Source organism: Bacillus sp. JJ864 (assembly GCF_036963045.1).
GTDB classification, from domain to species: Bacteria; Bacillota; Bacilli; order Bacillales; family Bacillaceae_G; genus Bacillus_A; species Bacillus_A pseudomycoides_C.
The window spans coordinates 3,111-16,311 of record NZ_JBALLY010000126.1; the positions used below are offsets into that span (position 1 = coordinate 3,111).

At 34.8% G+C, this 13,201-nt stretch carries 15 protein-coding genes; 10 read left to right on the forward strand and 5 right to left on the reverse strand.

Features of this window, described 5'->3' with window-relative positions:
- Window positions 1-444 precede the first annotated feature (444 nt).
- Window positions 445-2,370: an ABC transporter ATP-binding protein gene (locus V7024_RS18240; protein ID WP_335522460.1), complete on the reverse strand. Its 1,926-nt coding sequence runs from the start codon at window positions 2,368-2,370 to the stop codon at window positions 445-447.
- Between the two features lie 183 nt (window positions 2,371-2,553).
- Between V7024_RS18240 and V7024_RS18245 the strand changes: the two genes are divergently transcribed.
- Window positions 2,554-3,183, forward strand: a complete 630-nt coding sequence (locus tag V7024_RS18245; protein WP_335522462.1) for a redox-sensing transcriptional repressor Rex — start codon at window positions 2,554-2,556, stop codon at window positions 3,181-3,183.
- 26 nt (window positions 3,184-3,209) lie between these two features.
- Here V7024_RS18245 and V7024_RS18250 read toward each other — a convergent pair whose 3' ends face one another.
- Entirely contained in the window at window positions 3,210-3,407 is a 198-nt protein-coding gene (locus V7024_RS18250; protein ID WP_335522464.1) for a YdiK family protein, read from the reverse strand.
- A 2-nt stretch (window positions 3,408-3,409) separates the two neighbouring features.
- Window positions 3,410-4,138: a CPBP family intramembrane glutamic endopeptidase gene (locus tag V7024_RS18255; protein ID WP_335522466.1), complete on the reverse strand. Its 729-nt coding sequence runs from the start codon at window positions 4,136-4,138 to the stop codon at window positions 3,410-3,412.
- Window positions 4,139-4,471: 333 nt separating this feature from the next.
- Here V7024_RS18255 and groES point away from each other — a divergent pair, with 333 nt between their 5' ends.
- Together groES and groL are read left to right on the forward strand one after the other, a co-directional pair.
- Entirely contained in the window at window positions 4,472-4,756 is a 285-nt protein-coding gene (groES, locus tag V7024_RS18260; protein WP_020063193.1) for a co-chaperone GroES, read from the forward strand.
- Window positions 4,757-4,794: 38 nt separating this feature from the next.
- The gene (groL, locus tag V7024_RS18265) at window positions 4,795-6,429 is read left to right on the forward strand and encodes a chaperonin GroEL (protein WP_335522469.1); all 1,635 of its coding nucleotides are present in this window, start codon (window positions 4,795-4,797) and stop codon (window positions 6,427-6,429) included.
- Between the two features lie 77 nt (window positions 6,430-6,506).
- Here groL and V7024_RS18270 read toward each other — a convergent pair whose 3' ends face one another.
- Both V7024_RS18270 and V7024_RS18275 read right to left on the reverse strand, forming a co-directional pair.
- On the reverse strand, window positions 6,507-7,688 hold the full coding sequence (locus tag V7024_RS18270; protein ID WP_335522473.1) for a tyrosine-type recombinase/integrase: 1,182 nt from the start codon (window positions 7,686-7,688) through the stop codon (window positions 6,507-6,509).
- Between the two features lie 16 nt (window positions 7,689-7,704).
- A complete protein-coding gene (locus tag V7024_RS18275) occupies window positions 7,705-8,310 on the reverse strand; it encodes a helix-turn-helix domain-containing protein (RefSeq protein ID WP_335522475.1) in 606 nt (201 codons plus the stop codon).
- Window positions 8,311-8,495: 185 nt separating this feature from the next.
- On the opposite strand from V7024_RS18275, the gene V7024_RS18280 reads away from it, so the two are divergent.
- The 7 genes from V7024_RS18280 to V7024_RS18310 form a co-directional block, all read left to right on the forward strand.
- The gene (locus V7024_RS18280) at window positions 8,496-8,735 is read left to right on the forward strand and encodes a helix-turn-helix transcriptional regulator (protein WP_335522477.1); all 240 of its coding nucleotides are present in this window, start codon (window positions 8,496-8,498) and stop codon (window positions 8,733-8,735) included.
- 1 nt (window position 8,736) lies between these two features.
- Window positions 8,737-9,036, forward strand: a complete 300-nt coding sequence (locus tag V7024_RS18285; RefSeq protein ID WP_438824481.1) for a helix-turn-helix domain-containing protein — start codon at window positions 8,737-8,739, stop codon at window positions 9,034-9,036.
- Between the two features lie 94 nt (window positions 9,037-9,130).
- Window positions 9,131-9,298, forward strand: a complete 168-nt coding sequence (locus V7024_RS18290; RefSeq protein ID WP_335522489.1) for a hypothetical protein — start codon at window positions 9,131-9,133, stop codon at window positions 9,296-9,298.
- Between the two features lie 13 nt (window positions 9,299-9,311).
- Window positions 9,312-9,704, forward strand: coding sequence for a hypothetical protein (locus V7024_RS18295; protein ID WP_335522479.1), 393 nt, complete (start codon window positions 9,312-9,314; stop codon window positions 9,702-9,704).
- Between the two features lie 101 nt (window positions 9,705-9,805).
- Window positions 9,806-12,235 (forward strand): DUF927 domain-containing protein, encoded by a 2,430-nt coding sequence (locus tag V7024_RS18300; RefSeq protein WP_335522481.1) that lies wholly within the window; start codon window positions 9,806-9,808, stop codon window positions 12,233-12,235.
- Between the two features lie 329 nt (window positions 12,236-12,564).
- On the forward strand, window positions 12,565-12,783 hold the full coding sequence (locus V7024_RS18305; RefSeq protein ID WP_335522483.1) for a hypothetical protein: 219 nt from the start codon (window positions 12,565-12,567) through the stop codon (window positions 12,781-12,783).
- A 21-nt stretch (window positions 12,784-12,804) separates the two neighbouring features.
- The coding region (locus tag V7024_RS18310) for a hypothetical protein (protein ID WP_335522485.1) at window positions 12,805-13,201 on the forward strand (397 nt) is incomplete at its 3' end.

Consider the following 13,201-nt stretch of genomic DNA (forward strand, 5'->3'; position numbering starts at 1 on the left):
ATCGCAGGACGCCCGCGACCGCGACAGAGAGGCGCTTTTTGCCTCGTCCGAGGGGGCGAAACGACCGGAGATTCTAGCCGCTAGAGCTGGACAAAGTTTCTCTCTGAATCTTGAAGTGGGGGTCTTACTGCCTGTTAATGCGGGATAAAAGTGTGTGGATAGAGAAATCTTTTTGATAAAAGATGTAATTTTATACACAGAATTAATCACAACATGTGGATAAAACCTATATTATCTGTTGATAATGTAGGTTTTTTTGTGAGTATAAATTGTGGATAAATATTATTATTCTTGTGGATAATGTGGAAAACTTTTGTTTGTCTTGAAAATACAAAGATAAATATGTGAATATTTTTGTGGATAATGTGAAATTTCCATCAGTAGGGGTCTTACTGCCCGTTAAAGTGGGATAAATGAAAAAGATCAGTGTAATCACTGACCTTTTCATAGTTGTAATTCTTCCCACTCTTCCATGCATGCTTCCAATTGTTCTTGAAGTGTTTGTTTTTCTGCTGTAATATCACTGGCTCTTTCATAATCAGCGTATACTTCTGGAAGACAAAGTTGTTCTTCTAATGCCATGATTTGTTCTTCAATTGTTGCAATATTTTCTTCTAGTTCTTCAATTCTACGCATACGTTGACGTTCTTGCTTTTTACGTTCTTTTTCTTCAATGTAATTTAATTTTTCTTGTGCCACTTGTTTTTGTACAGGTTTATTTGTTTCTTGTTCTTCAAGTTCGGCGCGTTCGAGCATTTCATTTTTCTTTTCTACATAATAATCGTAATCACCGAGGTATTCCTCTGCTCCGTCTGTGGATAACTCAAGAACTTTTGTGGCAATACGATTAATGAAATAGCGGTCATGGGAAACAAATAAAATTGTTCCTGGAAAATCAATGAGCGCATTTTCTAAAATTTCTTTGCTGCTTAAATCTAAATGGTTGGTCGGCTCGTCCAAAATAAGTACATTTGATTTTTGCATCATAAGTTTTGCAAGAGCTAAACGTGCTTTTTGTCCGCCGCTTAAAGAAGAAACGGGTTTTAGAACGTCGTCACCAGAAAATAAAAAGTTCCCAAGTACTGTGCGAATTTCTTTTTCTGGTTGCAGCGGATAATCATCCCAAAGTTCATCTAATACACGTTTTGATGATGTTAAGTTTGCCTGTTCTTGGTCATAATATCCGATAGAAACGTTAGAACCAAACGAAAAAGTGCCGTTTAAAGGACGAAGTTTATCCACAAGAGATCTTAATAAAGTGGATTTTCCGATTCCGTTTGGACCGACAAGCGCAACACTATCGCCTCTCGTTAATTGGAAATGAATGTTTTGAATAATTGGCTCATTATTATAACCAATTGTAATATTTTTTACTTGTAATACATCATTACCGCTTTGTTTATCGATATCAAAATGGAAAGAAGCAGATTTTGTATCACCGATTGGTTTTTCCATAAGTTCCATACGATCTAATTGTTTTCGGCGGCTTTGCGCCCGTTTTGTTGTGGAAGCACGAGCAATATTTTTTTGGATAAAGTCTTGTAATTTTGTTACCTCTTCTTGCTGCTTCTCGTAACGTTTTATCTCTTGTTCATATAGTGTCGCTTTAAGGTCTAAGTATTTACTGTAGTTTCCTGTGTACTTTCGACTTTGTTTATTAGAGATTTCATATACTTGCGTTACAAGTTTATCTAGAAAGTACCGATCGTGTGAAACGATTAAAATAGCACCAGGATAACCTTGTAAATATTGCTCGAGCCACGTTAATGTATCGATATCTAAATGGTTGGTTGGCTCATCTAAAATAAGCAAATCTGGTTTTGTTAATAATAACTTCCCAAGGGCTAAACGAGTTTTTTGTCCACCGCTTAATGTGGAAATTGTCGTTTCGTGTGTTTCGGGAGGAAAACCAAGTCCGCTTAAAACAGAGCGAATATCAGCTTCGTATTGATAGCCACCTTTATTTTTATAATCTAATTGTAGGCGATCATACTCTGCTAACAATTTTTCGTAAATAGTTTCATTTGTGAAATTTTCTTCTTTTCCCATTTCTTGTTCTAGTCTGCGGAGTTCTTTTTCCATGCGCTCTAAGTGGAGAAACACTGTTAGCATTTCATCCCAAATCGTTAACGATGTTTCAAGACCAGTATGCTGTGCTAAATAACCGATAGATACATCTTTCGGTTTTATAATTTCGCCGCCGTCATGAGATAGTTCTCCGGCAATAATCTTTAATAATGTAGACTTTCCAGCGCCATTACGCCCGACAAGCGCAATGCGATCACGCGTCTGTACTTCTAACTTAATGTTTGAAAGAATCACTTCAGCTGCGAACAATTTGGAAAGGTTATTCACTTGTAGTAAAATCAATGTTTTCACCTCAAATAATTTCTTAACTTTGCCATGATTATATTTCTCAATCATACTAAAAATAGTGTATAGTTGAACATAAATAGAGAAATTCTCTCTCTATTATACAAGGAAAACTTGCAATGCTAAACTTCCGTACATGTTTTAATCACTTGAACAGATAGGAAGAGAGGAGGGGGTTGCATGGAGCAGCCTAAAATTCCGCAGGCGACTGCCAAAAGATTGCCTCTATACTATCGATTTATCCAAAACCTATCGTTATCTGGTAAGCAACGCGTATCATCTGCAGAATTAAGTGAAGCAGTGAAAGTGGATTCAGCGACAATTCGACGAGACTTTTCATACTTTGGAGCATTAGGGAAAAAAGGATATGGCTATAATGTAAATTATTTATTGTCGTTTTTCCGCGAAACACTTGATCAAGACGATGTAACACGCGTAGCATTAATTGGGGTAGGTAATTTAGGTACAGCTTTCTTACATTACAATTTTACGAAAAATAATAATACAAAAATTGAGATGGCATTTGACGTTGATGAAGAGAAAGTTGGAAAAGAAATCGGCGGGATTCCAGTATATCATTTAGATGAATTGGAAGAGAGACTATCAGATGATATAAAAGTGGCAATATTAACAGTGCCTGCTTTTGTTGCACAAGCTGTAGCAGATCGCTTATCGCATACGAGCGTACAAGGTGTTTTAAACTTTACACCTGCTAGGTTAAACTTATCAGAACATATTCGTATTCATCATATTGATTTAGCGGTAGAGTTACAAACGCTCGTGTACTTTTTAAAAAATTATCCACAATAAAAACGCAGGAATGTCCTGCGTTTTTATTATTGTTTCTTACTATCTTTTTTCGGTTTAGAAAAAAGAATGCGAATTGCCAAATTAAAATCAACTGTTGCCATTACAGCAAGTAGTATTGTGTAGAAGTTCCAAATTGTATCTGTCACACTTGTAATTGCTAAGTATGTAAAAATACACCCTAGAAGAAAATACAAAGTTGCCATAACAAATGGTGAATTTCGCATGTTTAAAATCCTCCGATGAATCCTTGCAGTTTTTCAGCTTTTTCTAGATAGGGACGAAGTACAAATGTAATTAACATAACATTTGTATTCATCATAACATGAGCCATAATTGGTACAATGATTCGTTTTGTTTGTACGTATAAAAATGAAAAAACAAGCCCCATGGAAATATACACTAATAAATGTGTAGGGTCAAAATGAATGAGAGCAAATATAAGCGAACTTACGATTGCTGCGATAAAGAAGTTATATCGTTTATATAGTGTTCCAAATAGAATTTTTCTAAATACAATTTCCTCAAGAATGGGAGCGAATATGGATGAAACAATCATAAATAATGGAGCAGCCTTTATAATTCCGATAATGTTTTGTGTATTTTCAGATTCAGCTTTAATTTTAAAAACTTGTGTTTCAATTGTGCCGGCAATGACTTGGGCAAATAAAGCAAGAAAAACTCCTAAAATAATCCACCCTATTGTAGCAGGGACATTTGTTTTTCCGCGATTCCATTTTTCTGATTGTGTATCATTACGTAGTAATACGAGGATGATGATAAGAGCGATAAAGAAGCTAATCAGTCCCCAATGTGCCGTTGCCAGTTGAACTTTTTCTTCGAAGGTCCGATGGCCATTATTGTATACTCCGCTTTTTAAAAGAATCCATCCACCAATTATACCTGATAATTGCATCAAAATATATGTAACAATAACCCACCAATATTGTCTCTTCAATTTTGTAACTCCTTTTTGAATTTTTTGTAAAGAAAAAGGAAAATGCTCTATCCATAGAGAAAACAACTTATGGCATCTTTCTTATTGTAACATAGGAGAAGATGAAAAAAAGATGGAATCTATCAGTACATCTTCCCGTATGTAATTATCAAGTAAAGCATAATCACTTTTGAACAAGCTGGAGAGGGGATGAAATAGTTTTCCGAAAAATTACGTTTTTTTCACTTGCAAAAGAAAATGAGATTCTTTATTATAATAAGTGTGTTAGCACTCGAAGTGATAGAGTGCTAATAAACATAAAATTTACATAAAAAATTGAGGAGGTTGTTGTTCATGCTAAAGCCATTAGGTGATCGCGTTATTATTGAACTTGTTCAAGCAGAAGAAAAAACAGCAAGTGGTATCGTACTACCAGACACTGCAAAAGAAAAACCACAAGAAGGTAAAGTAGTGGCAGTTGGTACTGGTCGTGTGCTTGAAAATGGTGAGCGTGTTGCTTTAGATGTAGCTACAGGAGATCGTATCATCTTCTCAAAATATGCAGGTACTGAAGTGAAATACGAAGGTACAGAATACTTAATTTTACGTGAAAGCGACATTTTAGCAATTATCGGTTAATTATATAAATCTTTAAAAATTCAAGGGGGTCAAATATTATGGCAAAAGATATTAAATTTAGTGAAGAAGCACGTCGTTCGATGCTTCGCGGTGTCGACACTCTTGCAAACGCAGTAAAAGTTACACTTGGACCAAAAGGTCGCAACGTTGTACTTGAGAAAAAATTCGGTTCTCCGCTTATTACAAATGACGGTGTAACGATTGCAAAAGAAATCGAATTAGAAGATGCATTTGAAAATATGGGTGCAAAACTAGTTGCAGAAGTTGCTAGCAAAACAAATGATGTAGCTGGTGATGGAACGACAACTGCAACTGTATTAGCGCAAGCAATGATTCGTGAAGGCTTAAAGAACGTAACAGCTGGTGCGAACCCAATGGGTCTTCGTAAAGGTATTGAAAAAGCTGTTGTAGCAGCAATTGAAGAACTAAAAACAATTTCTAAACCAATCGAAGGTAAATCTTCTATCGCACAAGTAGCTGCTATTTCTGCTGCTGACGAAGAAGTAGGACAATTAATTGCAGAAGCAATGGAGCGCGTTGGTAACGACGGCGTTATTACATTAGAAGAATCTAAAGGATTCACAACAGAATTAGATGTAGTAGAAGGTATGCAGTTTGACCGTGGATATGCTTCTCCTTACATGATTACTGATTCTGATAAAATGGAAGCTGTTCTTGATAACCCATTTATCTTAATTACAGATAAAAAGGTTTCTAGTATTCAAGAAATCTTACCAGTATTAGAGCAAGTGGTACAACAAGGTAAACCACTTCTTATCATCTCTGAAGACGTAGAAGGTGAAGCGTTAGCTACATTAGTAGTAAATAAACTTCGTGGTACGTTCAATGTAGTAGCTGTTAAAGCTCCTGGCTTCGGTGATCGTCGTAAAGCGATGTTAGAAGATATCGCAATCTTAACTGGTGGCGAAGTGATTACAGAAGAGTTAGGCCGTGATTTAAAATCTGCAACTATCGCATCTTTAGGACGCGCTAGCAAAGTTGTTGTAACAAAAGAAAATACAACAATTGTTGAAGGTATAGGAAACACAGAACAAATCGAAGCTCGCATCGGTCAAATTCGTGCACAATTAGAAGAAACAACTTCTGAATTCGATCGTGAAAAATTACAAGAGCGTCTTGCTAAATTAGCAGGTGGCGTAGCTGTAATTAAAGTAGGTGCGGCAACTGAAACGGAATTGAAAGAGCGCAAACTTCGCATTGAAGATGCACTTAACTCAACTCGTGCAGCAGTAGAAGAAGGTATTGTTGCTGGTGGTGGTACTGCGCTTATGAACGTATATACTAAAGTAGCTGGTCTTGCAGCTGAAGGCGACGAAGCAACAGGTATTAACATCGTACTTCGTGCGTTAGAAGAGCCAGTTCGTCAAATCGCAGTGAACGCTGGTTTAGAAGGCTCTGTAGTTGTAGAGCGCTTAAAAGGCGAAAAAGTTGGCGTTGGTTTCAACGCAGCAACAGGTGAATGGGTAAGCATGCTTGAGTCTGGTATTGTAGATCCAACGAAAGTAACTCGTTCTGCTCTTCAAAACGCAGCATCTGTTGCAGCAATGTTCTTAACAACTGAAGCAGTTGTTGCTGACAAACCAGAACCAAATGCACCTGCAATGCCTGACATGGGCGGCATGGGCATGGGCGGTATGGGCGGCATGATGTAATAAAGGTGTAAAAACCTTGTTATATCAACAGTTATAAGCCTTTACACCTTATGAAGTGTCCGGAAAAGTGACCGAAATTAACCGATAAGATTTTTAGAGAGGTCTTTCATTAAGTTACCAAACTTATTGGAGGCCTCTTTTTTTATGTTCTTTGTCATGTGTGCGTATATGTCCATTGTTGTATTAATATCGGAGTGTCCGAGTCGTTCTTGTATCTCTTTTATGTGTACATTTGCCTCGATTAACAAAGACGTATGAGTATGTCTAAATGAATGAGGTGTTACTTGTTTTTGTATAGATGTTTTCTTAAGTAATCGTTGCATTCTGATTGATAAATGCTTAATTGTCTTAGGATAACCTTCATTAGTTGAAAAAATAAAATCATTGTCTTTATAAAAAGGTTTGTTATCTATTATTATTTTTTCTTGTTGTTGTTTGTGTTGCTTGAGCATAGCAACTAAAAGAGGGTCTATTGTTATTGTACGAATAGAACCCTCTGTTTTTGGTGTCAGTAATGTATACTTTAACTTGTTGTTTGTTGGATTGTAGTAAGTTTTTATAACCCTTAGTGTATGTTCGCTAAAATCAATATCAGACCATTTTAAAGCAATCATTTCACCTATTCGTAAGCCAGTATACGCTAGCATAGTGAAAGCTAATAAATCACCTTCTAATCCATCATTTTTAGTAATCGTGAGAAATTCCTCTAATTCTTCTTTTTCAAGAAACTTTTCATGAATTTCGTTACCTTGTTCAAGATCAGAGACAGTTTTTCTTTTCTTAGGTAGTTTAATTCCTTTAGTTGGTATCTCCTTAATCAATTTATTTTCTTGAGCATACACAAAAACCATGTTAGTAGATGAATGAATACTTGAAATATAGTTGGAACTGAAAGTATTTGCTAACTTATCTATTGTGTCCTGGTATGCTTTTTTAGTGATTTTTTGAATAGGTATTTGTCCTAAATCATCAATAACACGATCTAGCGCAATCCTTCTTGCTCTTATGCTACTTACTTTCGCCCCTTGAGATTCATAATGCTTTAACCAATCCTTACACATTGTTTCGAAGGTTATTTTTAATGGTTCGATATATTCCCCATTATGAAATTGTCTTTCGAATAAAGCGGCTGCAAGTTTTGCGTCCTTTTGAGTCAAAAAACCAGATTTACTCTTTTTTATTTCCTTTCTTGTTACAGGGTCTGTTCCCATATATGCACGAAACGCCCACTTTTTCCCCTTTTTATAGATGTATGCCATTGGATTCCCCTCTTTTTTATTTTAGTAAATCATAGTGATCGATATAATAGCTGTCATTTCCTTCAATTTCATCATCAAAGTATTCAATACCCCATTCGATTAGAAAATCATCTAATTTGTTATAAACATAGGATTCCACATACCCAGATAATTGGAGTTGATCTAATTTAAATTCAAAAATTGGAGAAATCCCGATGTGTAAACCATCGATAAGTTTTTTTTCGTTTATTCCATACAGTACTTTTATTTGAAAATCAAATTCGTGATTTTCTCCCTCGTACCAAAGTTTGCAATGTAGTGTTAGCTCTGTGTCGATTTGTGAAATAAACTGATATCCGTTTCCATTTTCATCTACATGAGTAGACTCATCCATGAATATTTTTGGTTCTTCGGTAATAACTTCGAATTCTGGCTTTATATCAATGTAAGAAATTAGGTCGCCAGGTTTGCACTTTAGTAATTCACATAATTGTCTCATGGTATCAAATTGAATTCCCGATCCATAATTATTGTACAAGTTAGAAATGGTTGTCCTAGATAAAGTAGTTTTATCTTTAACCTTTTGAATGTTAAGCCCTCGTTCAGCCATTAATACCCTTAAATTACAATAAATTAGTCCCATAAAAATAAACTCCTTTTTTTGAATTAGTTTACCCTAATGATACCATAACTAATCAAAATAACCAACATACTAATCAAAATGACTTGACAACCAATTATTGTAGCATTATGATGAATGTGTAAATCGAAATAACCAATACACTAATCATTTTGTTGGTCATGTTGTTTATGAAGGTGGTGGAAAAGTTGATTGTATTAAAATCTCGTAGTGAATTTAATGGGATTATTGCAAAAAGAGGGTTTTCTAAACGTGCTTTTGCACGTGAAAGCGGTGTGTCAGAAGCAACCTTCATTCAAATATCGAATGGGAAACAATCACCAAGACCTGATACTGCAAAAAAAATTTGTGATACCTTGCTATTAAACTTTGATGATATTTTCGCAATTGAAGAGAGATCGGGCAAAAAAATAAGAGGAGGTAAGTAAATTGTTAAATGTTCAGATTGATGAAAAGACAGTTAATTCAATGTTAGAACAAGCTATAAATGAAAAAGTCGAGGAATTAGCTAAGGAAAAATACTTTTTAACTTATAAAGAGTTGTCCGAGTATCTAAACATTAGCAAACCGACCATTGAAGAGCGGTTAGTCAAAAATGGATTACCATACTATAAAGTTGGGACAAAGTATCTGTTTAAGAAAAGTGAAGTGGATGCATTTTTGGATGATATGACTTCCAATATGAACGCTACTAATAACGATATAAAACTTTATCAAAGCTTGCTTTAAACTAAATAGCACTTTTTGTTGGTCAGATGGTCGAGCAGACCGAACATAAATGTAAGGTTGTGAACATTATTCATACCCTTGGTGGTAACTTTAATTGAAAAAGAGTGAGGTGAAATATATGAATGGAGTCTTCACAGTAACGAGGTTGATGAAGGCATCAGAGGTCATAAAAATAAGTGCAGAACTGAGAAAGAACCCAGTATTACTATTTAATGCTGATTTAGAAAGAAAAAAGAGACTACGTGAAATGAATAGTAAGTAAGGAGAGAGAAAATATGGATCAGTTAACAGTCAGTGAACAATCAACAGTTGCAGGTTTAAGAACAAAAAATAATTCATTGGATTTCAAAGAGGCTTCTTATGAAAAAAGTAATTTAAGAGAAATTGTCTACGAGTTAGATGAAGAAATTGGTTCAATCGGCGCTAAAGTTTCTATTTTAGAAGATGTAGAAATCCTTATGGCAAGGTTGATGGAAGATATGGATAGGGTTGTAAGTGAAGGTAATGAGAATTTCTACTTCCATGAATTCCACAGGAAATTAAGAGTGTATTGGCAATTAATCAATTACACAACTAGTGGGTTAAACAAAGATTTCGAAAAAACATCAGAACTGAAAGAAGAGCTATTCAATAAGGTTGTGAAGCGAAGTAATGAAAAAAGGCAATAAAAAAAGATATATGAACTACGAATTCATATATCCTCAAGAACAATTATTTATCTACTTATATTTTAACATTGAGTTCGTCTTGTGACAAGGGAGGTGAGAAGTTGTTATCTACAGCAGCGAATTATACAGAAACAATTAACAACATAATGCCTGGAGCGAAAATTATTAAGCTTACTGGATATGCAAAGGGCAATCAAGAGTATCAAAAAGCAAAAACACCAGTAGGTTCTTGGAAAGTCACGCATTCATTAGATAACGATCAAATTGATGGATGGCTTGGTCAAGGTGGCTGGATAGGGTGTGTTGTTCCAAAAGGTATTTTCATTGTCGACATTGACGATTCTAAAGAAGGTCAGTTACTAAGAGAATTACTTGAAGGAGAAAACATTCATCATCATTTAATTAAAACTCCTAATGGCTGGCAGTTTATATTCAAAGGCGAAACGGATTTAACGAAAAAAGAAGGTCAGTATCAGAATTATGTTAATCGTTTAGGGTTAACACAAGATACACGTGCAGTGGAAAAGGGTTATATCGTATTCCCGACCGAAAATACAGAAGGGCGTCATGTTGTAACTCAAAGTCTAGAAAAGTTGGACGAGCTTCCACAGTTCTTATATAAAGCATGGAATGGTGCGAAAACACCTTCACCTATGAGTTATCCATATGAAACTAACGGTTCACGTGATGGGGATTTTTATGATTTAGCCAGAAGGTTATTAATTTGTAAGGTGAGCAAAAAGGAAGTATTGTCCAGTCTTAAATTGGCTCACAAATACTTTGTTTCCTTCAAAAAAGGGTTTCTTATTAAGGATATTACAAAGGTTGTTAATTCGGCCTATAAGAAGGTCAATGAAGGAAAAGCGGATGAGGGAATAACAAACAATAATGAGAAAAAACAAGCGGATTCTATCATTCCTGTAAATATTCCATCTCCTTACAAAGTTAAAAATAATGCTTTATATAGAGTGGAAACTAAGATCAAAAATGGAGAAGTAGATGAACGAGAAATCATGGTTGCTAGGCATGTTCCAATTCTTAAAAGAGAGCTACATAACGTTGAACGTCAACAATTTTATTATGAGTTAACTTGGAATGATAGAGGAAAGGTCATTAACGAGATTGTGCCAGCTGGAGCATTGGCCACTAAAAAAGAAATGATGCCATTAGCAGATAAAGGATTTCCTTCAAATGATAACAATATAAAGCAGTTAATAGATTACTTTGATAAGGTTTTAGCGTTTACTGAGATTGATAGAGGGCTTATGGTAGATCGTCTAGGTTATGTTAAAAGTGGTTTGGCCCATCCATTACTAGCTACAGATTATGAAATACTTCCTAACGATCAAGGAGAGCAGCAACTTTTTGAATCATTCCAAGTAGCTGGGACAGTCCAAGGATGGATAGATGAAGTATTTAATCGTATTAAAGCTCATCCGAGAGCATTATTTTTTGTACTAGCATCCTTTGCTAGTGTACTGCTTCATGATTTAAAAATAGATCCTTTCATTGTGGACCTTTCTAGCGGAACCTCAAAAGGGAAAACAAGTGTATTAAAAGTTGCAGCTAGCGTATGGGGAACGAGTGAACTTGTTAATGAATTTAACGCAACTAAAGTCAGTATTGAACGTAAAGCGGCCTTTTTAAACAGTTTTCCGTTGTTAATGGATGATAGTCGTAAAGCAGATGAAAGATTACTTCAATCTATTGTTTATAACTTTAGTGGGGGAAAGTCTAAAGGTAGGGGTTCTCTTAGTGGTTCGCAAAGAGAAAATACATGGAAAAATATCATGTTAACTACTGGAGAAGTAAGTCTAAATGAATATGCATCTAAAGCTGGGGGAGCCGCCGCTCGAATTGTGAGTTTAAATGATAGCCCATTTGAAGGTGTAGATTATATATTTTTCGCTGATTTATATAAGGGATTAGAAACAAATTATGGGGCAATTGGTTTAGAGTTTTTAAAACAGTACCAAGTACGTAAGAAAGAGTTGCTCCCATCTTTTTATAAATTTAAAGATTTTTATATGAATAAAGCACAGGGAAATGAGGTTTTAACAAGATTATCCCTTTATTACGCAACAGTCCATTATGCAGGTAGACTTCTAAAAGAATTTTTCAAGGTTAGTGTAGATCTTGAGCAACTAGACAAGCTCTTTGATGAAATTGCTCAAGAAAATAAGGCAATAGATAAACCAAAAGAATTATTGAATGAAATTTTAACTTACTTGGATAGTAATAGGGATGGTATTTATTATGACTATGCTCCCAAAAATATCAAAGCAATTTATAAGTTTAGTTCTATTTGTTTAACGCCATCTTTTTTAAAAGAGTTTCTAGGACCAGAAGAAAAAAGGACTAGAAAAGAGTGGTTGAAAAGGGGATTTACCGTTCCTAATGTTTTAGATGGAAAAGCAGTTGATTATCAAAAAATTAGTCATAAAGGGCGGAAAATCAATGCTGTGACTATAAATAAAGAGATTGTCCAACAATTAGGTTTTGATTTTGAGGAAAATCCACCTAATAACTAAGGAGTACCAAGAGTACTAAGAAAATAAAGTTCATTTTATAGATTTGGTACTCCTAAAAACATTGATATAGCAAGTATTTAATATGAATAGTACTAAAAGTACCAAGAGTACTAAGAAAATAAATATATATTGTATAGAAAAAATAAATAAAACTTTTTCTATAAATCCTATATATATGTACTTCGAAAAAACTTGGTACTTTTGGAACTTTAAGAACTAAAGCGGAGAATATGTTGATATGACAGTGTTTTTGCGGAAGTGCTAAATAAGAAATGCGATGGAACTGTCTAGAACTCTTGGTACTAATCAAATGAATAAGGATGGTAGAAATGACAACTAAAAAATCCCCAATCGTATTAGCAATAGAAAGAGACGCAGTAGGAAATCTGAGTACATGGTGTAGTTACTGTTCCAAATTCCATCATCATGGTACAAGTGAAGGACATAGGGTTTCTCATTGTACAAACGAAGATAGTCCTTATATTTATACAGGCTATGTCCTGAAGAAGATGAAGCTGGCTGGTAAAGAGATTATTACAAAAGAGTAAACCTAAGTAGGTGATACATAATTGGTTTGCCTAAAAGATTATCAAAGGTTAGAAGAAGAGATTGCTTATTTAGAATACAAATTAGAAAAAACAAAAGCTGAATTAAAACGCTGGAATAGTGGAGAGGTATTTAAATATAAATTAACTGCTGATCCAGAAGATAGCGTGGAAATAGAAAACCGTATTGAACATGTAAAAAGGAAGCTCGTTGCTAAACAAGAACAAATAAATAAACTCATTGATACAATTGGGAAGTTTAAAGGATTGGAAAATAAAATACTTAAGATGAAATACATTGATGGTATGAAGTTAGAAAGAATTGCTGAAGAACTAAAGTATAGTTCTAGTTATATCAAGCTTAAACATGCTGAGATTATGAGAAGGTTTAAGTTTGCTGAGAGATTAAAGTCAGGAGGAT

Coding starts and splice junctions, on each gene's coding strand:
- V7024_RS18305 (WP_335522483.1), top strand. CDS start 12,565: ATGACAACTAAAAAATCCCCAATCGTATTAGCAATAGAAAGAGACGCA.
- groL (WP_335522469.1), top strand. CDS start 4,795: ATGGCAAAAGATATTAAATTTAGTGAAGAAGCACGTCGTTCGATGCTT.
- V7024_RS18275 (WP_335522475.1), bottom strand. CDS start 8,310: ATGGGACTAATTTATTGTAATTTAAGGGTATTAATGGCTGAACGAGGG.
- V7024_RS18250 (WP_335522464.1), bottom strand. CDS start 3,407: ATGCGAAATTCACCATTTGTTATGGCAACTTTGTATTTTCTTCTAGGG.
- V7024_RS18295 (WP_335522479.1), top strand. CDS start 9,312: ATGGATCAGTTAACAGTCAGTGAACAATCAACAGTTGCAGGTTTAAGA.
- V7024_RS18270 (WP_335522473.1), bottom strand. CDS start 7,688: ATGGCATACATCTATAAAAAGGGGAAAAAGTGGGCGTTTCGTGCATAT.
- groES (WP_020063193.1), top strand. CDS start 4,472: ATGCTAAAGCCATTAGGTGATCGCGTTATTATTGAACTTGTTCAAGCA.
- V7024_RS18245 (WP_335522462.1), top strand. CDS start 2,554: ATGGAGCAGCCTAAAATTCCGCAGGCGACTGCCAAAAGATTGCCTCTA.